Origin of the sequence: Treponema parvum, assembly GCF_017893965.1 — a bacterium.
Lineage (GTDB): Bacteria > Spirochaetota > Spirochaetia > Treponematales > Treponemataceae > Treponema_D > Treponema_D parvum.
Genome location: NZ_CP054142.1, coordinates 1095564 through 1118691, shown reverse-complemented (window position 1 = coordinate 1118691; position 23128 = coordinate 1095564). Strand labels below are relative to the sequence as shown.

The window sequence follows — 23128 nt, the reverse complement described above, 5'->3', positions numbered from 1 at the left end:
CTTCTGAAATAGTATAAGCCGACGTACTTCCGTGTACATCGGCTTATGGCGAATTTTGGCAAAGCCAAAATATCGCTTTTACATATTTTTCCGCCATCCATGGCGGTACTTAAACGAGGACGGTCACTTATGGATAAAAAACATCTTACATCTTTATTCGATACTATTAAAAGTGAACTCTACACCCCTGTAGTGGGCGATATCCTAGATGAAGTGGGATACGAACATCAATTTCTTCCGCAAAGCATAGGGCCTGCGAGAGATGATTTTAAGATCGTAGGCTTTGCGATGCCCGTTCTGATGATCGACGTATACGGCAAACAAAAAAAGCCGTTCGGGTATCTCACTGAAGCTCTTGACCAACTGGAAAACGACGATGTATATATAGCTTCAGGCGGAGCTATGAGATGCGCCTATTGGGGAGAACTTCTTACTGCGACAGCCCGCACACGAAAAGCCGCAGGCGCCGTCATAAACGGGTTTCACCGTGATACGCCGCAGATGTTAGCTCAAAACTGGCCCGTATTTTCCAGAGGCAGATATGCGCAGGACTCTTCCGTAAGAACCCAAGTGGCGGATTACAGATGTCATATCGAATGCGGACAGGTTTCCGTAGATCCGGGCGACTTGGTGTTCGGCGACATCGACGGAGTTTTAATTATCCCGCAAAAAGTTGCGGAAGAAGTTATAGAAAAAGCCTTGGAAAAAGCCCGCGGAGAAAAGATCGTTCGCAAAGCTATCGAAGGGGGAATGACGGCTACCGCCGCATTTGCAAAATTCGGAATTTTATAAGGAGAAAGGAGGTGGAATTCGATTATAAGAAAAAATTTTCCCTCTCAGGAAAAGTCGCTGTAGTTACGGGCGCCGTTACCGGCCTTGGGTATGCAATGGCAAAATGCTTTGCCGAAGCAGGTGCGAAGGTTTTTATTACCGGCGTAAGCGATCTTACAAGAGTCCAAAAGGCTGCGGAGGAGATCGGACACGGATGCGAAGGCCTTTTATACGATATTACAGACGAATCTCTTCATTCCGAGATGGTAAAAAAAATTACCGATAAAGGAGGGAGAATTGATATTGTTGTTTGCAATGCGGGCGTACATTGCAAAAAGGAAGTCGAGGACATAACAAAAGCTGATTTTGAGAGGGTCCTCGGCGTACATGTTGTCGGGGCATTCGGGCTTATCAGGGCTGCGGTTCCGTATATGAAAAAGCAACATAGCGGAAGCATTATTATGATATCTTCCATGTCCGCTTATCTTGCGCTTACAAAAGTAGCCGCATACGGGTCCGCAAAAGGAGCGGTGCTCGGAATGGTTAAGTGCCTTTCAGGCGATCTTGCGCCTTTCGGTATAAGAGTAAATGCTATCGCGCCCGGCTTTATAGACACTCCGATGTTTCATAAAGCGGTTGACGATGATTTACCCCGCCAGAAAAAAATTCTAGGACATACTCCGATGGGAATTTACGGCAAACCTGAAGACGTAGCATGGGCGGGATTGTATCTTGCTTCCGACGCTTCCGGCTTTGTCACAGGCGTATCCATCCCTGTAGACGGGGGATGCTCCATAGGTTTTTAATTTAGAAAAGGGAGATAGTAAAATGAAAAAAATTATAGGTCTTCTGACCATTCTGTTTATGGCAGGAATGATATTCGCAAACGGTTCAAAAGAAAGCTCTTCCAAGGGACCGTACAAGATGAAATTCGGCAACACGGCCGGAGAAAAAGATACCCAGACTATGGGACTTTATGAAGTTGCAAAACGTCTCAATGCATCGGGACTGTTTGCAGTTGAAGTATTTCCTTCTTCCGCACTCGGCGACACGGACGATATAGTGGAACAGGGACTTCAGGGTGCGCCCGTTCTTACGGTTACCGACCCCGGCCGTATCATGAGCTATATCAGCGACTTCGGCGTCATCCAGATGCCTTACATGTTCGAAGACGCTTCAGGTCTCAACGACCTCATCCAAACGCCTCTTTATAAAGAATGGGAAAAAGAATTTGAAAAGAAATTCGGTCTTAAACTGATCACCTCCAACTGGTACTCCGGAGCCAGAAATTTTGTCTGTGACAAAGAAATCAACAAGCCTTCTGATCTGAAGGGCTTAAAAATCAGAACGATCGGTTCTCCGCTTTATACCGAAAGCATTAAGGCGATGGGAGCAGTTCCCACACCTATGGCTTGGTCCGAAGTATATTCGGCAATTCAGCAGAAAGCTATAGACGGCGCCGAAGTTCAGACACCTTCGTCTTATGCGACAAGGCTTTATGAAATATCAAAAGTTACAAACAGAACGGGACATTTCCAGCTTATCGGATGCGTAGTTATGGGTGCGGACGTGTTCAATTCATGGAGCAAAGAAGCTCAGGATCTCTTTGTAAAAACATTCAGAGAAGTAGGAACGGAAAATCAAGCCCTCGTAAAAAAGCTTACCGTCGAATATGAAAAAGAAATGGCGGCTAAGGGCATGATCATTCGAGATCTCGACAAAACTCCGTTTATTGAAGCAGTCCAGCCTGTTTATGCTACTCTCGGCTATACGAAGCTGAGAGACGAGCTCTTTAAACAGCTTGGAAAAAAATAAAGGCACTTTCTGAAAAACTCTGATAAATTTTTAAAAGTGTTCTACGTGTTTTTAGGTTAAGCTTTTAGCACGATAATCTAAAAACGCCGCAACTTATGATATAGGGAACAGACTGTCGAAAAAGCAACCGTCTTTTGAGACAGCCCCGTTCCCATAAGTTGTTTTATCATCGCGCCTGTTTTAAAATTACGGCAGTGATGATCCTAAAATAATTTGGAGATTCCCTAATGGAAAGGTTCATAACTAGATTATCAAAAGCTTACGACAAGCTTTGCAAGGCGGAGATGGTATTTTGCTGTATCTTATTTTTTACCATCGTCTCACTTGTTTTCGTATCCGCCATCCTGAGAAAATTCAATACTCCGGTCTCTTGGACAGTTGACATATCTCAACTGTGTTTTGCATGGACAGCTTTTTTCGGCGCCGACATAGCTCTTAGAAAGGGATCTTTGGTAGGCGTGGACATCGTCACCATGCGTATGACGCCTAAAATTAAAAAGATTTGTAAAATCTTAACTTATATTTTCATGTTTTTCTTTGTAATCATTCTACTTAGATACGGTTTTCCGCTGGCTATAAAAAACTGGAACAGAAGCTTTCAGACACTTTCGGTCAGTTACAGCTTTGTAACGCTAAGTCTTCCGTGTGCGTCGATCTTTATGATCATGAGCATAATACACAATCTTTCAACGGTTATATCATCATCGGATGAAGATAAGGGGGAAGAAAAATGTGGCTGTTACTGATTTTATTTGTATTGCTTCTCGTTATCGGTATGCCTATCGCCTTTGTGATAGGAATTTCAGGCGGCGGATATTTTCTGATCAACGATGAAATTCCGTGGACAGTTCTTGTTCAGCGCGTCGTCGCTCAAACTCAATCTTTTGCATTTTTAGCCGTGCCTTTTTTTCTTTTCGCAGGAAATTTAATGAATGAGACCGGCATAACGAAGCACCTGTTATCCCTTGCCCGTCTTCTTACAAGAAAGATGTACGGAGGGACGGCTCAAGTAAACGTAGTCCTTTCAACTCTAATGGGCGGCGTTTCCGGTTCTGCATGCGCAGACGCAGGCATGGAAATCAGGATTCTGGGACCGGACATGGACAGGCTTGGGTACCCCAAAGGATACACATGCTCCCTTACCTGTCTTACAAGTTTGATTACGGCTACAATTCCGCCCAGTTTAGGTCTCATCCTATACGGTTTTGTCGGCGAGGTTTCCATAGGACAGCTGTTTGCCGCCGGTCTTTTGCCCGGTATGCTAATGTGTTTTGCACTCATGGGAACTGTCACGCTGACATGCAGAAAGAACGGCTACGACGTGCCGAAAAGCGACGTAAAATGGTTTACTTTAAAAGAATTGGGAGAAAATCTTAAATCTTCCATATGGGCGCTGATGTTTCCCATAATCCTCATCGTAGGTATAAGGTTCGGAGTTTTTACACCGAGCGAAGCGGGAGCTTTTGCAGTTGTCTATTCCATAGCCGTCGGCGTTTTTGTGTACAAGGAGCTCACACTTAAGAGTTTTATTCAAAGTCTAAAAAACGCCGTCATAGACACCGGCGCTATAATATTCATCATCGCTCTATCGGGTATATTCAGTTACGCTCTGACTTATGGAAATGTTCCCAAAATTATGTCTTCGTTCCTTATCGGAATTACGGATAATCCTCAGATCATGGTATTAATAATGTTGGGCTTTCTATTTATCACAGGCATGCTGGTAGATTCCAACGTAAACATTCTTCTGCTTACGCCGATTTTTCTTCCGGTAGTAACCGAACTGGGAATAAATCCCGTACATTTCGGAGTGTGTATGATGACTATCGTTACGATGGGATGTATGACACCTCCTGTGGGAACGGCAATCTACATCGTATGCGGTATCCATAAAACTTCGATCCAAGATTATATAAAGTACTCGTTACCGTTCTTCGGGGCCGTTCTGCTCGAAGTGATTATTCTGGTATTTATTCCGCAGATTACAATGTTCATACCGAACCTGTTGTATCGGTAACGCAAAAAAACATCCGTAATCGTTACGCCCGAACTGCGACCGCAGTTCGGGCTTTAGCTCAGTCAAAGACGACCGTATCGTAATTCATAATACGGTTCATATCTTATTTTAAATAAACATAAGGATACATAAGATGAAAGATTTTTTTTCAGAGACTTTTATGCTTGAAAGCCCTTTAGCCGTAGAATTATACGAAAAGCACGCAAAAAACATGCCTATATTCGATTATCACTGTCATCTTTCCGCCAAAGAAATATACGAAGACAAAATCTTTTCATCCCTGGGCGGACTGTGGTTCGATCATGATCATTATAAATGGAGACTCATAAGAGCCTTCGGCACGGATGAAAAAAACGTTACAGGAAACGGTGACGTCTATGACAAGTACCTCGCCTTTGTAGATACGCTGCCCTACGCCGTCGGAAATCCCGTGCTTCATTGGACATACTGCGAGCTTAAAGACGTATTCGGCATAACGGAGCCTCTAACGCGCGAAAGCGCAAAACGCATATGGGACAAAGCGAACGCCGATATTTCCCAAAAACGGCTGTCTCCGAGGAAGATGCTTTCTTTATACAACGTAAAAGGACTATGTACCACGGAAGATGCGTCCGCCGACCTGTCCTACCACAAGAAACTCAAGAGCGAATGGCCTGAATGCAAAGTCATTCCCGCTTGGCGGCCGGATAAAATTCTAGGCGTAAACAGTTACAAGTTTATTCCCGAACTTAAAGCTCTGTCCTTAATTTGCGGACCGATAAATTCCTATGAAGACTTAAAAAAATCCTTAGTGAAGAGGATGAACGATTTTTTGGAACACGGCTGCGTCGCAAGCGATCACGATCTTAACGCTTTTAAATTTTCTCTCTTAAACGACAAAGGAATGGACGAAATATTTAAAAAGGCCGTTGCATCAAAAACCGTAACCGAAGAAGAAGCATCTTCATGGAAATGCACTTTGCTAGTATTTTTATATTCCGAATATCATAAAAGAAATTGGGCGGTAGAATTGCACGCGGGATGCAACAGAGACCAAAATATGAAAATGGTAAAAGAGGTAGGAGAAGCCTGCGGATATGACAGCGCCGGAGACAACGAAATGGCGCTCCCTCTGGGTAAACTCTTTAACTTTCTCGAGGAAAACGGCATCCTATCAAAGTCTATTCTATTTTCTTTAAATCCGAAAGATCTTTGGACGCTGGCGTCTCTTTGCTATACGTTTCATGAAGAAGGAATAAGAGGAAAAATGCAGCTCGGAGCCGCATGGTGGATGCAGGATCACAAAAAAGGCATGATTGAGCACATGGATGCCCTTGCAAACACAGGTCTTCTGGGAACTTTTATCGGAATGCTTACCGACTCCAGATCCTTTCTGTCCTATTCAAGGCATGATTATTTTAGAAGAATATTATGCACATATCTGGCTTCTTATGTCGAAAAAGGAGAATATCCTTACGCCGGGAATATAAAAAAACTTACGGAAGATATCTGTTACAACAACGTCATAAAATATTTATTCGGATAATTTTAATACGGGGAACCGGCCACGCCGGTGACACAAACCGTAAAAAGGGCTTGATAAGAGCGTTCGGTGTCCGCTAAAAGCCGCTAAAAGATCGTAAAATTCACACAAAAAAGGCTTGAATTTATTATAATTCAAGCCTTTTAACATCTCCTAGCAGAATTGAACTGCTGTTGTCGGGATGAAAACCCGATGTCCTAACCACTAGACGAAGGAGACCGGTAAAAAAAAGCAGAGGTCAAAAACTTCTGCTTTTTATGAGCTACTCGTGATTCGAACACGAGACCCACGCCTTAAAAGGGCGTTGCTCTACCTACTGAGCTAGTAGCCCACGCGTCACAAAGCAATTTGCCGTGATATTTAGTAAATATATATTTTTTATGAAAAAGTGTCAAGTACCGATTCTGTCGCAACACACGCATATCTTTAAAAATGCAGACACCGGCGGCAAACTACCGTCACATTCCCATATCCAATTTATCCATGAGCTTTTTATGCAGGGTCTTACAATCGTCGTTATCAAGTCCGAGCCTTTCGGCATTTGTAAGATCGAGCAAGGATTTTCCGTACTCGTGCATCTTATAATAAGCCCAAGCCCTTCTATAAAAAGCGTGAGACTGATATTCGTTGATCGCAAGCGAAGCAGAAAAACATTCCACCGCTTCCTTATAATCGTCCTTGATCATATGAACAATGCCCTGGTAGTACAGAGCTCTGTAATTTTTGCAGTCATGATCAAAACTGCTTTTAAAATCATTTAATGCCTTCTCAAAGTCATTTTTTGAAAAATACGCCATGCCGCGGTGCTTGTATATGACGGTTAGAACGGCAGGCGGAGGCTTGGGATCGGAGGTAAGAATCGCCGTATAGATCTCTACAGCTCTGTCAAGATCGCCAGTATTGTGCGCGTGCAGCGCTTCGAGTATCAGATCGTCTATAGTTCCTCGCACAAACGGGGAAATCCGTTCAATATTCTTATTAAGATAAGTTTCCCTATCCCCCTCTTCGTGAGTGAGCTTATCGGCTTTAAAATAAAAAGTCTGCCGTCTCTGATCCATTTCTCTTTGCAGTTTGTTTTGATAGTCTCGTATTTCCTGAAAAATTATGTCGGCAAGACTTAAGGACGCATTCATGGACGCAAGTTTTCTGCGCAGGGGAATATCGGTAGGAGAAAATTCGCTTTTATATATAAGTTCATGTTCAACTTCGGCCCATGCATCCTGCAAGATTGTCCTGACCTGAATTTCACATACAAGATCTTTAGGAATTTCCAACGGTGCAATTTCTTTAGCATCATCAAAAGCTTTACCGGACGGGTTATGAAACGATTTGTCGGACAGTTGATCTGACGAGGTCGCCTTATCCGAGGCAATAAGGCCGCCCGGATCGGAAATCTGCTCGGCACAGCCAAACAGATTTTCAGGCACGCATGAAGGCGGGATTTCAATCAAAATGTGCACGGATTCATATCCGAATTCTTTAAAATTATTCGGATTTCCCTTGTGTTCCACTTCTTTTACGACATAATTTTCTTTTATCTGCCGTTCAACTACGGAAAGGTCTTCCAAAAAAGCGCATATAACCCTGATTCCCAGAATATCGCTTACACAGATCAAGACATCGTCGTTTGCGAATTCTTGTCTTTTTTTTACGCGGAGAATTTTACGATAATAGCTTGCAAAAGTCTTTATGCGCGATTTATACGTAGGATTTGAACGCAACAAAAGCGTGTCTTTTAAACTTTGTTCTATGTTTTTTACAATGGCGGAAAGGAGGGGCGTATATTTTTCATAAATATTTTTTATAGTATTTTTTTCAGGTAATACGTAATTTTCGCCGTTCGCATTTTGCATATCCATAGTCAACCCACTTTACAAACCGATACGGGAAATCAACAAACTCGACGCAAATTCCCAACAAAGCTTCAATCGGCGCCGGAATATTGATCCTCCGCACGAATAAAAAAAAGCCGGCTCAAAAGTTTTCTGCTTTTAAACCGACTTTCATAGCGCAAAGAGCGCACAAATACAACAGTCGCAAAAATCGATATTTTGTTCGACTGTTGTATTTCAATGGACATTTAATTCAACTTACTGCTGTGTTTTTGCGTATTCATCACTTGTAAAGGCTTCATCAGTGGCCATATTGATCTTTTCAAGATAGCGGTCAACTTGTTTGTCGCCGAAGCGAAGCATTTCAGCCTGCTGCTTCAAAGTTTCTTTATAGCCGATGATTCCCCACACGTCTTCGTCGCGGATATCGCGTTCTGAAGAAAGAAGAGCGCGGTCATAGATAAGCTGAACGTCTTTGAAATATCCGATAAAATCGCCGCCCACATGAGCCGCATCGCGTGTAACTTGGAAACCTGTGAATTTTACAAACGGAAGTCCGCGCGGATAAATAGGAACTACACGGATCTCGCGGTTACGAATTTCCGTGATATAGGCGGGATTGTTCCACTGAAGACTTCTCCAGCCGTCAAAACCCAAATATCCCATAAAATAGCGGCGTTCAACATCATCCGTATCTTTGAGCATTACGTACAGACCGTGGGGGAAATTCATACCCATGGTAGTTACTGAAATGGATTTGATAGCTCCTACGTTCTTTAAAAGGCCGTATCCGCCTTCAAAAAGCGTATTGTTATCGTTTCTATAAAGCTTGTTTTCGGAATCTGGAGCGGCTACGGGATCTCCGGTGCGCGCGCCGTCATCGCCGGCTTCTCTGTACGGTTCGTAAGCCGGAATTTCAAACGGAGGAACTATCTTCGCATTTGCATTATTTGCAGTTACGGGGAAAACTACGCGAACGCCCATTACGGTCTTGTCCGCCAAAGCGGCCGTAACGCCTTCTTCTTTTTGCGGGTTTTGAACTTTAACCGCAACGACTTTCGAAAGATTCATGCTGGAAACGTTTTTCGCGGAAGAATTTAAAACAACTTCCCATTCCGGCATCGCAAGAGACGTTTTCATAAGCGCTTTCTGATCGTCGGTAAATGTTGCGCCGGCAGCGACCGAATAATCCATTGTCGTCCGTTTATTTTGTGTGTAGACCGGATTACCGTCTTTATCGCTTACAGGCTGACCCTGCAGATCAAGTTTTTGAATGATATCAGCATTGAGCAATGAAAAATCAATGAGCATTGCTTTTTCAGCAAAAACAAAAACTCCCGCCAATAACAGCATAACTGTTAAAAAATAAGACTTTCTCTTCATTCTGAAGCTCCTTTTAAACCTAATTGATGTAGCCTTGTTCTATAAGTATCCATTAATGCAATGATTTTGTCAACGGTTTCTTACAAAAGTCGTTTCCATTTTAAACGTTTTCAAAAAACCTCTTTATTATCGGCAAATATTTCAATTTTCTTTACATATTTAAAATTATGTAAAATATTTTTTCTTAAAAGATCGAATCCCGCATTTATTTCGGACGCGGCGTCGTCGCTTTTTACTATGTCGCCTGAAAAATTAACAAACAGTGTTCCGCCGTCAAAAAAACAAAAAAGCATATGCGTCCCTTTTGGGAAAAGCAGCTTACAGCGGGGATTTTGCGGCCCGAGCAGAAGTTCGTTTACAAAAAACTGCAGCCGCCTTTCTTTTTCAATATGCGGGAAATAACGTTCTTCGAGACATTGCCTTCCTTTATCGAAGGACTCGAAAAACAGTACATATCTTGTTTTGGGCCTGTTTACGATCCAAAAGAAAAGAGATATTACGAAAACCGCCGCGGGAAATATTATAAGTATTTTACGTTGTTTTTCAGTCATTTATCTTCGTAAATCCTCTGGAACGTTCGAAATGCGTCATAAAGGCGCTCAATCCATTATATATTCCGTTTGCGGTCTTTTTCAAGTATGAACTGTCGTTCAAAAGCTTTGCCTCGTTTTCATTTGTTACAAATCCCATTTCAACCAAAACGCTGGGCATCTTTGCATTGCGCACGACAAACCATTCTTCCGCCTTTATCCCTCTCGCAACCGTTCGATTTCCGATCTGCGCCTGAAGACCGTCCATGATAAATTTTGCGATAAGGATACTTTCCGTAGTGTATTCCTCTTCCATCATTGAATTAAGGATAGGAAAAAGAGAATCGTCGTGTCCGCTGTTTTGGGAAATGACCGTCCTTCTATAATCCGGAGTGAGATACCACACTTCATAGCCCGAAGCTTTTTTGTCCAAAGAAGCGTTTGCATGGATCGATATATAGATTACCGCTTCGTTGTCCTTCAGTTTTACCGAATTGGCTATTTCCGTGCGTTCGCTTAAAGAAAGAAATTTGTCGGAATCGCGGGTGAGAAGGATATTTTTATCGGGATAACCGCTTTTAAGATGCGCGTAAAGGATCTTGCCTACTGTAAGAGTGAGATCTTTTTCTTTAAGCGTTACTTTTTTGCCGTTGATCGTGTGCACAGCCATGGCGCCGGGGTCTTTTCCGCCGTGTCCGGGATCTACTATTACGGCCCCTATGCGAAAAGAATTTCCGTCCGTTTCAGAACGGAAAAATTGCTCGCTTCTATCGAGAAAGTCTTTACCGGCCGTCAGAGCGCCGTCGGAAAAAACAAGAGGTTCTATCATCAAAAGTTTGCGGTTGTCTAACAAAACAAGATTGTCTCCCGCACGGAAAGAGATCTGATGCCCGTTTTTTTCAAGTAAGCCCGACTGCGAAAGCGGATCCCAATACACGGTGATTCCCTTGCTTGCGGCTTCGGACAAAAGATCCGCTGAAAATGCGGGAAGGATGCAAAACATAAACAATACGGTAAAGTAAAACGGCCTGAAAATAAATTTTAACATAAGATCACTCGCTGTCCGCTTCATATAAAACTCCCTGTATTCCGCCGCGAAGGAGCCTTGTCCAAAACCTAAACGCATCGAATTTTCTGTGTTTGGGACATAAAAGGTCGAATCTTTCCAATGTCTGTTCAATAGTGAGATAGTTCCAATCCTTGTCGCCTTTTTTTGCAAATTCCCGAAGAAAATCCGGCAGCGCGGATTTAAGCGGGGTGTCGGAGGGGATCGATCCCATGCGGTCTTTATGTTTTTTAAGCTCGGCCGAAGTTTTTTCGTCAGGCTCATACGATGAAGGCGGAAATCCTTTTTCCGAAATTTCTGAAATTCCCGAAAGGAAAGAGTCGGTAACAGGGTTATTCGGCCTTAACCGTACAGTGATGAGACTAACGGCGCTCTCCGCAGCGGCGACGGCGTCTTCTCTCGAAGGAGCCGCGCTTATTATATTTCCGCATTTTTCGACATTGTTGCGGGGAAAAGACACAACGCTTCCCGCCTTCGCGCGAGGCAGCACATCTTTTACGAACGGAACTTCCGAAGCCTTGTCAAGCCCGATAATATCGCTTACGGTTCCCGGAATTGAAATCCACGCGCGTTCGGCCGAAGTGCGCACGCAAGGAACGTCAAAAAGCTCAAACGGTTTAGGCGCATTTTTTTGCGATTCGGGCGGGATATAGTCCAACGGCCTTTTATGAGACTCAAGATATTCGGGGGTAAGCCCGCAGGAAAGGATCAGAGCCTCTTTCGTAAGATCGCAATCGGACGCATACGGATATGTCCATCCCGACATATAACCGCCGGAAAGTCGTGCGGCTATTTCTCCGATCATTGGTCCGTCTTTCGTGTACTTTATGTCCGCTTTTGCAGCTCCGTGCGTAAGCCCTAAAGAACGTACGCCGAGCGCAAAAGCGGACACAAGAGCGCAATACTGCTCGTAAGAACAGGCGGTGGGCATAGTGTGTCCCACTTCTATAAAATACGGAGGATATTTTATGTGCCGATCGGCAAAGCCTGTTATCACGAGCTTTCCGTCATAAACAAGGGAATCGATCGAAAATTCAGGACCTTCCATATAGGTTTCGAGAATGGCGCTCGAAGTCCTTGAATTTTGTACGGCGTTTTTAATCGCAGGAGAAAATTCTTTTAGGCTTCTCACCATGCGGCAGCCCCGCCCGCCCATATTATCCACGGGCTTTACTACCAGAGGAAGGTCGTCTTCTGAAACTGCGGCGTCAAAATTTTTTGTCGTAAGTTTTTTAAATTTCGGCGACGGAACTCCCGCTTTTTCAAAACAGGAGCGCATAATTGTTTTATCGCTCGCATTCACAGCTGCTTTTAAAGAATGCCCGTAAAGCGAACACTTTTCCGCAACGGCGGCGACCGAAGACGAAAAATCCGTTCCGGCCGTAAAAACGGCCTTCAGTCCTCCCCCTTTTTTAAGTTCCAAAGCGAATTTTATAAGACCTTCGGAATCTTTCAGATCGATCGGTCTGAATTCGTCCGCAAGAGGAACACAGACGGCGTCGGGATTCCCGTCGGCAAGCGCGACGCGGAAACCCATTTTTTTTGCCGCAAGAATTGCAGGCCTTTGCATAAGGCCGGCGCCTAAAATCAATATATTTTCCATAAAGTTCTACCTGTTATAGTTTATTCGTGCCGGGGCTCAACAATTCCACGCCGCTTGAAGTTTTGCCGCAACTCTGAGGCGAAGTTTTCGATTTTATCTTTTTACAATAAATTTCAAATGTATCGCCCAAGCTGAAAAGTCGGCTTACAAACAAAAGAAATTTATACATCGCCTTATACATACTTGAATTGAAAATGCAGTTTTTTTTATTTTCCATATTCCTTAAAATCGGGAAACGCTCCGGATGATGCCCCGTAGAAACGATCTTTACAACTTTAAAACCTTCTTTTTTCATTATATTCTTAACTTTTTCAAGTTCCCATAGGGTGTAGTGATCGGACGGACTTTGTTCAAAAAAACTTTTTGAATTAAAACGCCTGGAAACTCCCGATGCGGACGGCGTGGAAAACGCAAAAATTCCGCCCGGTTCTAAAATTGAGTATACGGTTTTAAAGACGGTTTTCAATTCTTTAAAATGTTCTATGACGTACCACATAGTAACGGCGTTAAAAGAATTTACACCGAATTCCGCCGCAGGATCAAAATCCGGAAATGGAGCGCAGGATACGGGAAACTTAAGTTTTTGCCGTACATGATTTACCGCATCCAATGAGATGTCGGTACCGAAGACATTCCAATTTTTATCCGCCGCTGCGGATAAAAACGGCCCGAAGGCGCAGCCCACGTCGAGCAGCAAGGGACGACCGTCGCGTAGGTTTTGGCTTTCGTTGCAAAGATCTCGGCGATAACCCTTGTGACGGCCGTGTCTAAAGACCGAATCTATTACGCCTATTCTCCGCATTCCCTGCATTTTGATCGAAGTGAAATCTTCAAGATAAGTCTTTCCGTACTGAGCTTTATATTGGTCAAAAAAATAATCTTTTGTATAGTCTTTGTCGGAAGCGACGGTATACGACATATAGATAATCTCGCACCTCTTGCAACGTCTGAAAGTCTTATCGCTTGCACGAGCGACGACGGGATCGACATCCCGATCGGATTCGAAAGACGCGCATACGGGACAAAAGAGGCGTTTTCCCACGCGAAGATCCGATATGAAATCGACAAATTTTTCGGGCGGCGCGGCGCGATGTCCTACGTCCAATGAAGGATAAAGACGAGAAGTATCTTTTAAAGCCGCAAGAACCGTTTTCCTGCAAACACGGTGATTTTTTAAACAGACAAAGCCGTGTTTTTTAGCGAGCGCGGCATGAAGAGAAGAAGTCGGAAGCAAAAGAACGGCGCAGCCTGCGGCCGCCGCCTCATACGCCGTAAGGCCGTAATGGGTTACGACAAGATCGTATTCGTAAAGTTTTTCGCGCAAAGACCTTACAGGCTCCGATAAGGTTATATAAGGCAAAAGTTCCTTAGGTATGCGTTCGGCCTGTGTAAATATATTGGCGTGTATCGCCGTAACCTTTTTGCCTGTCGCCGCGAATGCGATCACAGCGGGGATAAAAAGGTCTGCAGGATCTTCACCTCCCATTGAAATCAATACTGTCTTTATTTGAGACTGATCCGCACAGCGTTTTCCGGTACGTTTGTTTTTAGGCAAATTGATAAAACCGTGTTCGATGCGGTTTGCAGACGATGTTTTTTTTATTCCCGGAATAATGTCCAAAAGATAATCGCAGTATTCCGTATTTGAAGAACCTTCGTCTAAAGAAACCACAGGGGCAAGAGGATACAGTTTTTGCGCGAGTTCTTTTTCAAGCAAAAAGGAGTCGGTAATGATAAGGCTGAACTCGCCTTTTCCCGGAAGCTCGGAAATTATCTGATAAGGAGAAAGTCCGTTTGAAATTGCATTTTCAATCAAAACTTCTTTTTCTTTAAGGCTTGCATCCTTAGCGACGTAAATGCAGGCTCCGGTTTTTACTGCAATTTCAAGGCACCTGCTAAGGTGTCCCGTCCCCCTGCCCTTTTTAAGACAGGGAACACATAAGATCATATTTTTTACGAAAGGATTGTTCGAAGCCTCTATTATACTTTCTGCGGTATAAGGCTCTAAAGGAGATCCGCCGCCTGAAATTTTGCGAACAAGCAAGAGGCTTCGAACATAATCGGCTGCAGTATCTATCGTAGTGCGCAGGTGCGGAAACGTCCAGCACTTGGGGGCGGGTTTGAAAACACAGTTAAATTTATCTTTATGATTATATAAAGCCGGTCCTACGTGTTCTCTGTCGTAAGGTTCGCAGGTTAGGGCTTCCGCTTTTAGAAGCGAGTGAGCGTTGAACACTTCTACGCCGGAACCGTGCGGAAGCCCCGTCCAAGTTATGTAGTCGCACGGGCAGGACGCGGCACAGGTTTCATATTCTTGTAAAAGCGACTGCGCGGCTTCGTAAAACAAAAACGGATTGTCCGCCGTAGCGCGAAGAACGACATCCGCTTTGACTTTTTTTATAAGCAGGCAAAAACGCTTAAGCACGTCTTCAAGAGGCCCTGAAAAAATTTCCCAGCCGCATCTTTTTACCGTGTCGCTCAATTTTGAAGCGGAGTCCTCGTCGGTCGCCACGTAATAAGCGTCGGCCCTTACTTTTTTCATCGCAGCTAAAACCCATTCGAGTACGGTTTTATTTCCAAGCTCTTTTAACGCTTTGCCCGGCAGGCGAGAAGAAGACAGGCGGCACTGGACTATCACTACCGTCATTTTATCGTATTCCAATTTTTAATAAGTTCAAGCGCGTCGGTTTTAAATCTATACCGGTTTTTAAATACCCAGCGTTTGGCTTCGGCAAACTGTCGCCGCGATTCAAAAAAACCGCAACAGGAGTTGACAAGGTATGCCGGAAAAGATGAAAAAGGAACATATCCGTGATCGAATTTAAACCTTGGAACAAGGTTTTTAAGATAAAAACGCAGTTGAGACATATCCGGCGTTCTGTCTTCTATAGGAATTTCATGCGCATATTCAATTTGAAAAGCGGTCGAAACGCAAATTTTTTCACCCCAAAGCCAAGATCGAAAAGACATGTCGAGGTTTTGCCAATACGAAGAATTTATAGTGTAATCAAATCCGCCCAGCTGCATAAATTTTCGCCTGTTATACAAGCCTATGTAGTTAAAAGGATACAAGGTAGGAATTCCGTCGCTGACGGCGGCTTCGGTTTCGACACGGAATTTGCCGTGTTCCGCAAACGGTATAAAGCGAACGGGAAGTCCCTGCCTGTCGGACGAAACAAGACGCGGAACTATGCAGCAAGCTCCGGACGACGCGATGATGTTTTCAGCAAGGTTTGAAGTTAAAATGGAAGGAGTTATTTTAAGGCTATCACGTATGACAAGCACGTAGTCCCCAACGCTTTCGCCTATTCCTATATTTATTAAATCCCCGTCGGTCACCTTATCCAACGGAACGATAAAACGCACATAGGGAAAAGCCGAAACAAATTCTTCAATGTTATAGCTGTCGGGATCCGGTTCAAACGAAATAACGGACGCAAAACCGCATTTCATGAGATCTTCAAGCATCTGCAAGCGAAAATGACTGCCCAAGGAATTTATCAGCACAACGGAAACATTCATTTTTACGCCGGACATGGATTCCGTTCCGCCCAGGACGGTCATATTTATCTGCCGTTCGTTAAAAATTGAAGGTATAGTATTCATCATAGGTTCCGGATATCTTATCGTATTTTTTATTTATTTGATCTTCCATAAGGCGGTCGCTCTTATGCCAGATAACTTCCAGAGGTTCTTCAAAAACGTTTCCGATTATATCGTCAAACATGCATTCTTTATACAGCGGAACGGAACCGTCGGATAAGATCACCATGTCGCGGCGGAGATGCCAATCGGGATAACGTTCCACGGGCGAAAGATCGCACGGTTTTCTTTCAGGCAAAAGCCCGATATAGGAATTGTATTTTTGAATTATGAAGTTTCCGTGCGAGGGGCTGTCTTCAGCGCTCCAAAATCGGTAAAAAGTTTCAAGCTGCTCCTCGTTCATGTCCATGCGCACGAATTGCGGATACACTGATTTGGGGAAATATTTTGAAAGAAGATTTATGCTGTTCAATGCCAGTTCAAATCCGTCGACAAAGTGAATTTCCTTATATTTTTCTTTTGTGACGCTGTCTAAAAGGACAACCCACATCACAGGCGCATAGCCGTTTGTGCGCGGAGCGCAACGATCACAAATTTCGGCTATCTGAGATGCAAGCGCTTCGGAAAGGCCGTCTCCAGTAGTTTCAATAAAGACGGATAACCCTGGATATTTTAAAACTTCGCTTACAATATCCTTAATATGTTCATGATAAAGAGGCTCTCCCCAAAGAGAGAGTGACAAAACCGCATTTTCCGAAAAATCCGCTATCCTGTTTACAAGGGTTTTAAACTTTTCAAGCGGCATCTTGTCGAATTTCTTTTTTGTTTTTTCAAGAACATCGTCATAAGGGCTGTAAACGCAGCGACTTCTGGATTCTGTTTCGATTTGTATGTTGTAAAACCCCGGAACAGTGCGCAGTATTCCGGCGCATTTGCACGCCATACCGGAAAGTTCCTCTGCGGACACAGCGTCGGGAACACGGGAATCACCGTCAGCCGTGTTGCCTTCGTTGCCGCCCTTGCCGCAGGAAATTTCGGCTAACTTCAAACACGCCAAAAGTCCTTCCTTGGAAGCGCAGTGAAAACCGAGCCTATACATGCGCCAATCTACGGGAGAGATAACCGTCTCTATTTCAAAAGCGTTTATGTCCGCCTTCATTGCAGAAAAAATGCAGTCTCTTGAAACCGGATTATCGCCTGCGGCGCCGGGGACGTCTTTTCTTAAAGAAAGCTTTTCTATGATCGCAGCCGTGTCGCAGTTTATAAGTTCAGGCGCGAATCCGTAAGGATAGCCGTCGGCAAATGTGTATTCGGCGATATATTCCGAATGTGTTTTGATCACTTCCAAGGTAAGGGCCGTGTTTAAAAAAGGACAATCCGCCCAAGCGTAAACTATATTCCGCGCATTCGAACTGAGGCAGGCTTCGTGCATAGAGTGCAACAGGGACGAAACCGTCCACGAAGGTTTTTCAACCACTGAAACTTGACTCATTTCGTTTTTTTCATTCAGTTCGGCGCAGGCGGCGCTTGTTTTACCGTCGGCAAAGATAAAAACTCCCGCAAGATCGGGAATGTTTTTCGTCCAAAAGAGGGTTTTTTCATAGGCAGAAAGACCGTCGAATTTTTTATCGAACATATGCAGAGAAACGGACGGCGCAAACAATACAACTATATTTTTCATCTCTTCCAATATCGGCATTACGGTTGAACAAGATTATTTGAATGTATAAAATTAACCATCATGAATTTTCCGCCGTTTGATTCAGACATAATATTTACCGTTACGACTCTTACAAGCATCATAAAAGCCGCAATTGAAAATATCTCTCCGGATACGATTAAACTTGAGGGTGAAATTTCAAACTACAGGCCAAGCAGTTCCGGTCACGTGTATTTTACATTAAAGGACTCATCTTCGCAAATAAGCGCGGTAATGTTTAGATCCGCAGCTATGAAACTTTCATTTATACCCAAAGACGGAATGAAAGTCTGCTGCAAGGGAAAACTGACGGTTTATGCGGCAAGAGGAAATTATCAAATAGTAATATCGTCCATGGAGCCGTCCGGTACGGGCGACATTCTGCAAATGCTTGAAGAACGCAAAAAAAAGCTCGCTGCGGAAGGACTTTTCGACACATCAAAAAAACGTCCGCTGCCGCTTTTTCCCCAAAGAATCGGGATCGTAACGAGCCCTACAGGCGCCGCCCTCCGCGATATTCTTCAAATAGCCAAACGTAGAAACGATTCCATATCCATAGTAATACTTCCCGCCCTCGTACAGGGAGAAGGAGCTTCCAAATCGATAGTAAAGCAGATTCTGGCGGCCAACGAATATAAAATGTGCGACACTCTCATAGTCGGACGCGGAGGAGGATCCCTTGAAGACTTACTGCCCTTCAGCGACGAGGAAGTCGTCCGCGCGGTCGCCGCATCCGAAATTCCGATAGTGTCGGCCGTAGGACATGAAATAGACTGGGCGCTGTGCGATTACGCCGCGTCCATGAGAGCTCCAACGCCTTCAGCCGCGGCGGAACTTGTTATCCCGCAAAAAAGCGATATTTTAAATGACATACGAAGCTTTAAAGAAGAACTTAAAACCGCCGTCCAAACCAAAATCGAACACATAAGGCTTATCCTGCGTTCGTACAGCTTGGACGGCATGGAACTTCAATTGCGAAATATCGAGCAACCGCTTCTCGCGCGCTTTGATGCGGCAAAGGCCGCTCTCATCTCCAACATGGAGCAAAAAATAAAAGACGTAAAGATCTTTATTGAAAATTGCGTGAACACTATGGAAGGAGCCAGTCCGCAAACCATATTCGCGCGGGGATACGCGATGGTCCGAAACAAACAAACTCAAAAGATCATACGCAGCGGTAATGATACGGTTTTAGGACAGGAAATCGAAATAGTTCCGGCACAAGGATATATTACTGCGGAAGTTACGGCCATAGAAAACGGAAGAACTTCCGTCATATTGGAGTAAAACATGGATAATTTTGAAGAAAAATTACGCAAACTTGAAAAATTGACTGCGGATATTAAACAGACTGATATATCGCTTGAAGACGCTTTAAAAAATTTTGAAGAGGGAATAAAACTTGCACGCGGTATGGAAAAAGAGCTTGAAAAGATCGAAGGAAAGATACAAATCCTTATGAACGAACCTTCCCCCCAAGTCAAACCTGAACTGGATCTTTTTTCGGATACCGACAATACGGCGGGAACTTCCGGTGCGCCTGAAACAGGGACGCGCCGATGAGCGAAACAAAAGACAAATCTTTGCAAACGGCAAAACGCCGCCCCATAAGGGTATTAAATGCGGAAGTTGCCAGAAAGATCGCTGCGGGAGAAGTTATAGACCGCCCTAACGCGATAGTGAGAGAGCTTATGGATAACGCCGTAGACTCCGGGGCAAATTCCATAACCGTAGAACTCTCAGGCGGAGGTATAGACAAGATCCGAGTGATAGACAACGGATCCGGAATAACAAGAGAAGACCTTTTACACTGCGCCAGACCGCACGCCACAAGCAAAATTCAAACGGAGACGGATTTATTGCATCTTTCAACGCTCGGATTCAGAGGCGAAGCTTTAGCTTCGATCGCAGCCGTAAGCCGTTTAAGCATTATGTCGGGCAAAAGCAGGTTGAGAGCTTCGGTTACGGAAGATCACATAATAGAAGATATTCAGCCCGTTTCAGGCACAATAGTCCAGTCGGAAGCGCTTTTTGAAAATTTTCCGGCGCGAAGGGTGTTTTTAAAGCGCCCTGCTTCGGAAACTACTATGTGTAAAAACACCTTTATTGAAAAATCGCTGCCCAAACCGGAAATTGCATTCAGGCTTACCATAGACGGACAGACAAAACTTGATCTGCCGTCGGGGCAAAGTCTTACCGAACGTTTTATTCAGGCAAATTCTATCCGTGAAAACGAAAAACTTTTTTATGAAATTCAAGGAAGCGGAAGCGACTTTATTTTTAAACTGATCATAGGAGAACCGGCGGTTTCGCGCCCGGATAAAAAATTTATCTTTATCTATGTAAACGGAAGAAAAATATCGGAATTTTCCCTTGTTCAAGCAATTGAATACGGCTGCCAAGGATATTTTCCAAACGGGACACATCCCGCCGCTTCGCTTTTCGTGCAGATAGCCCCGGAATCTGTGGATTTTAACATTCACCCTGCAAAAAAAGAAGCGAGATTTCACGACATATCGGAACTTCACCACGCCGTAAGCTCCTGTGTAAAAAATTTTTTCCGCCAATATACGCTTAAAGCCGTAACATTAAGTTCCGAGCCGATACAAAAAGAACTTTCCGAAGAATTTTCGGAAAAATTTGAGGCCGCAAAAGATATAAGATCCCGCTTTTTTTCTCCTTCCTATAGAAGCTCGAGAGCTACAAAAGAACATCCTTTTGAAAAGACCCCGGATTTCTACAGCGTCGATAAAATACCTGTACAACCGGACGATCTAAAAACATACGCCGCGCTCTCGGACACGAAAAACACGGACTTCGGCGAATCGAAATATAAAATTTCAAGTCAGAGCCCGAAACAGCTAGCTCTTGCGGCCATAGCGGCTGCAGACGGGGGCACCGCTGGCGACGGTTCTCCAAACAGCAGTTCTTCGGACGGCCTTAGGTACCTGGGCACGGCGCTCGGAGTGTTTTTACTTGCTGAAAAAAACGATATTCTTTACATAATCGACCAGCACGCCGCTCACGAACGCATATTATACGACAAAATCATAGCTTCACAGGGAAGATCTCAAGCGCTCCTCGTTCCGTACGTGGTAAAAACCCAATCGGTTCAGGAAGACGCATATATGGAGCGCATAAGGGAAAAATTGAACGCCGCGGGATTTTCCTCAAAAAACTGCGGCGACGGACGCTGGGAAATTTCTTCGGTTCCGGAACGCTGGCGAGGTACGGAAGAAGAACTCGCTCGTATGCTTTTGGAAAAAAGAATCGACGCAAGCGAACTCATTTCCAAATTGGCTGCAATGACGGCGTGCAAGGCGGCTGTAAAAGACGGATATGTTCTTGACGACTCCAGCGCAAAGGCTCTGGCAATTTCCGCTCTGGAACTCAAAGATCCTCACTGCCCGCACGGAAGACCTGTATACACGGCTATTACGAGAGCGGAGCTTTTCAAACTGGTAAAACGAACGTAAAAACGCACATGAAAACAGACGTATCCTTGCATCTATATATCCGTAATCGTCCCGAAAGAGCATTACGTATTCTCCGTTGAATTTTACAACGCCCGCATTAAAAACCAATTGCGCTTCGTACGGAACCATGGATGCGTCCAATACGGGCTTCCCATTCAAATATCGATTTATACGTGAAAAACTGTGATAATCGGTCATAGCAGACATGTCTTACCCCTTTTATTAAACCCGGTAATTTATCGTAAATTATTATGACACATCATTCTTCACTCATTATCTTTCTCTCGACGAGGTTGATAGGAAGGATTCCTCTCGCCTTCTTTTTGCCCGAGAGCACGTCGACCGCAGTTTTTTGGCATAATTGGCCGTCATAAGCATAAATTATTCTGGGAACATACATAAATTCACGAGACGCATAAGGACAGCCTGAAAGAATAACGCACACCAGTTTGGCTTCAAGGCCTTCCATCATCGAAAGCATTCTTCTGGGGATATCGCTTGTTCCCCTATACGATTCGTTTTTGGTGGCGAGAACCATAACTATTCTAGAATAGTTCATCGTAGTTGCCATAAATCTTTCCTGCTGATTTCTAGCAGGAAATTCAGGAAGATAAACGATAGACGCTTTGGGATAGTTTTTCTTTATTTCTTTTTCAAAGGTCGTAAAATCATAGCTTTCCTTTTTTAACTCTCCCGTGTCGAAATCCTCATATAAGTTACCTTTTTGAAATACGAAAAGCAAATCCTCGCCGTCTAAAAGTTTTGAAGAAACGCCTTCCTTTTTTACGTCGGTAACGGCGTCAACGCTCATTTGAAGAACGGCTGCTCTATCTTCTTCCGATATTTCGGGCGCCTCCGGTTTTTTTAATGTGCGATTTTGCGCCGCTATGACTCGCCTTGCGGCTTCATTGATCTGTTCTTCGCTTACAATTCCTTTTTTATATGCGTCCAGCATATATGTGTACGCTTCTTTGCAGCCGATTCTATAACTTGTAAGAACCATATCTATTCCGGCAGCCATCGCAAGCTGATGACATGTTTCAAGCCCGAATGTATTAGTCAGCCCGATCATGGCGAAGCTGTCCGTTATCATAAGACCGTCGTATCCCTGATTGCGTATTACGTCGACTATTTTTTTAGAAAGAGTTGCAGGGTATTTTGGATCGATCTTGGGAACCATTATATGACCGACCATTATTCCGGATAAATCCGCGCTTTTTATCGCTTCAAGATAAGGAAAAAGCTCGCGGTCTATCAAAGTTTTTTCATCGGCATCCAAGTAAACCATTCCTATGTGAGAATCTACTGGGGAATATCCGAATCCCGGATAGTGCTTGCCCGTAACCACCATTCCCTGATCTTGATAACCTTTTATTGTTGCGGCAGCGAACTTTGAAACTTTTTCTTTAGTGTCAGCATACGCCCTGCTTCCTACGCAGCTGCTTAGCGGTAAGGCGGCAATATCCATTATGGGGCCGAAAACGGTATTATAAAATCCTTTTTTTGCTTCCACCCCAGTTATGCGTCCGTATTCATACGCAATTTTTAAGCTATCGGTTGAAGCGACCGCCATCTGATACGGAAGTTCAATATTTCCGTAATTGAATCCGTATTCCATGTCGTCGCCGATCAAAATCGGGTAATCCGCATTTTCTAAAACTTTTTCAAGAAGGTATTTCTCTCCCGGGCAATAATAATTTTCGTGAACATATCTAAAGGAAAGATGTATTCCGCCGAGGCTATGATTGCGTATCATATCCAAAGTAAAATCCAAATCTTCAGCGTCTATCGGGTTTCTCATAAAAAGCATTAAACCGATTTTTTGATCAATGCTCAGATCTTCGATATTCAGCGATACAAGCTTTTTCATA

The 23128-nt window shown here is 44.0% G+C and carries 18 protein-coding genes and 2 tRNA genes; 9 read left to right on the top strand and 11 right to left on the bottom strand.

Features of this window, described 5'->3' with window-relative positions; genetic code table 11:
* Positions 1-129: 129 nt before the first annotated feature.
* The 6 genes from HRQ91_RS04960 (at position 130) to uxaC (ending at position 6128) form a co-directional block, all read left to right on the top strand.
* A complete protein-coding gene (locus HRQ91_RS04960) occupies positions 130-792 on the top strand; it encodes an RraA family protein (protein WP_210120531.1) in 663 nt (220 codons plus the stop codon).
* Positions 793-803: 11 nt separating this feature from the next.
* Positions 804-1577: an SDR family NAD(P)-dependent oxidoreductase gene (locus tag HRQ91_RS04955; RefSeq protein WP_210120530.1), complete on the top strand. Its 774-nt coding sequence runs from the start codon at positions 804-806 to the stop codon at positions 1575-1577.
* Positions 1578-1599: 22 nt separating this feature from the next.
* On the top strand, positions 1600-2586 hold the full coding sequence (locus HRQ91_RS04950; protein WP_210120529.1) for a C4-dicarboxylate TRAP transporter substrate-binding protein: 987 nt from the start codon (positions 1600-1602) through the stop codon (positions 2584-2586).
* A 227-nt stretch (positions 2587-2813) separates the two neighbouring features.
* A complete protein-coding gene (locus tag HRQ91_RS04945) occupies positions 2814-3332 on the top strand; it encodes a TRAP transporter small permease (protein ID WP_210120528.1) in 519 nt (172 codons plus the stop codon).
* Positions 3317-4603 (top strand): TRAP transporter large permease, encoded by a 1287-nt coding sequence (locus HRQ91_RS04940; protein ID WP_210120527.1) that lies wholly within the window; start codon positions 3317-3319, stop codon positions 4601-4603. The genes HRQ91_RS04945 and HRQ91_RS04940 overlap by 16 nt, the downstream gene beginning before the upstream one ends.
* Positions 4604-4736: 133 nt before the next feature.
* Positions 4737-6128, top strand: a complete 1392-nt coding sequence (gene uxaC / locus HRQ91_RS04935) for a glucuronate isomerase (RefSeq protein WP_210120526.1) — start codon at positions 4737-4739, stop codon at positions 6126-6128.
* 144 nt (positions 6129-6272) lie between these two features.
* Here the strand turns inward: uxaC and HRQ91_RS04930 are convergent.
* The 10 genes from HRQ91_RS04930 to HRQ91_RS04885 all read right to left on the bottom strand — a co-directional run bounded on the left by HRQ91_RS04930 (position 6273) and on the right by HRQ91_RS04885 (position 17763).
* A tRNA-Glu gene (locus HRQ91_RS04930) sits at positions 6273-6344 on the bottom strand.
* 39 nt (positions 6345-6383) lie between these two features.
* Positions 6384-6456 (bottom strand) — tRNA-Lys (locus HRQ91_RS04925).
* Between the two features lie 127 nt (positions 6457-6583).
* Positions 6584-7984: a (p)ppGpp synthetase gene (locus tag HRQ91_RS04920; protein WP_246473288.1), complete on the bottom strand. Its 1401-nt coding sequence runs from the start codon at positions 7982-7984 to the stop codon at positions 6584-6586.
* Positions 7985-8215: 231 nt separating this feature from the next.
* Positions 8216-9340, bottom strand: coding sequence for a flagellar filament outer layer protein FlaA (locus tag HRQ91_RS04915; RefSeq protein WP_210120525.1), 1125 nt, complete (start codon positions 9338-9340; stop codon positions 8216-8218).
* 110 nt (positions 9341-9450) lie between these two features.
* Entirely contained in the window at positions 9451-9891 is a 441-nt protein-coding gene (locus HRQ91_RS04910; RefSeq protein ID WP_210120524.1) for a GerMN domain-containing protein, read from the bottom strand.
* Complete coding sequence (locus tag HRQ91_RS04905) at positions 9884-10918, bottom strand: N-acetylmuramoyl-L-alanine amidase (RefSeq protein ID WP_210120523.1); 1035 nt, start codon at positions 10916-10918, stop codon at positions 9884-9886. The genes HRQ91_RS04910 and HRQ91_RS04905 overlap by 8 nt, the downstream gene beginning before the upstream one ends.
* Before the next feature lie 4 nt (positions 10919-10922).
* Positions 10923-12539 carry an ATP-grasp domain-containing protein gene (locus HRQ91_RS04900; RefSeq protein WP_210120522.1) on the bottom strand — a complete coding sequence of 539 codons (1617 nt, stop codon included), beginning with the start codon at positions 12537-12539 and terminating at the stop codon, positions 10923-10925.
* A 13-nt stretch (positions 12540-12552) separates the two neighbouring features.
* A complete protein-coding gene (locus HRQ91_RS04895) occupies positions 12553-15201 on the bottom strand; it encodes a cytidylyltransferase domain-containing protein (RefSeq protein WP_246473287.1) in 2649 nt (882 codons plus the stop codon).
* Positions 15183-16148, bottom strand: coding sequence for a glycosyltransferase family protein (locus tag HRQ91_RS04890; RefSeq protein WP_246473286.1), 966 nt, complete (start codon positions 16146-16148; stop codon positions 15183-15185). The genes HRQ91_RS04895 and HRQ91_RS04890 overlap by 19 nt, the downstream gene beginning before the upstream one ends.
* Positions 16120-17763: a spiro-SPASM protein gene (locus tag HRQ91_RS04885; protein WP_210120521.1), complete on the bottom strand. Its 1644-nt coding sequence runs from the start codon at positions 17761-17763 to the stop codon at positions 16120-16122. Before HRQ91_RS04885 ends, HRQ91_RS04890 begins: the two co-directional genes overlap by 29 nt.
* 60 nt (positions 17764-17823) lie before the next feature.
* On the opposite strand from HRQ91_RS04885, the gene xseA reads away from it, so the two are divergent.
* From xseA to mutL, 3 genes are read left to right on the top strand one after another with little or no spacing between them, the layout of a single operon-like run.
* Positions 17824-19068 carry an exodeoxyribonuclease VII large subunit gene (gene xseA / locus HRQ91_RS04880; protein WP_210120520.1) on the top strand — a complete coding sequence of 415 codons (1245 nt, stop codon included), beginning with the start codon at positions 17824-17826 and terminating at the stop codon, positions 19066-19068.
* A 3-nt stretch (positions 19069-19071) separates the two neighbouring features.
* Positions 19072-19344, top strand: a complete 273-nt coding sequence (xseB, locus tag HRQ91_RS04875) for an exodeoxyribonuclease VII small subunit (protein WP_210120519.1) — start codon at positions 19072-19074, stop codon at positions 19342-19344.
* Positions 19341-21257 (top strand): DNA mismatch repair endonuclease MutL, encoded by a 1917-nt coding sequence (gene mutL / locus HRQ91_RS04870; RefSeq protein WP_210120518.1) that lies wholly within the window; start codon positions 19341-19343, stop codon positions 21255-21257. The genes xseB and mutL overlap by 4 nt, the downstream gene beginning before the upstream one ends.
* A 259-nt stretch (positions 21258-21516) precedes the next feature.
* Here mutL and HRQ91_RS04865 read toward each other — a convergent pair whose 3' ends face one another.
* Positions 21517-23127 (bottom strand): glycoside hydrolase family 3 protein, encoded by a 1611-nt coding sequence (locus HRQ91_RS04865; RefSeq protein ID WP_210120517.1) that lies wholly within the window; start codon positions 23125-23127, stop codon positions 21517-21519.
* Between the last annotated feature and the right edge of the window lies 1 nt (position 23128).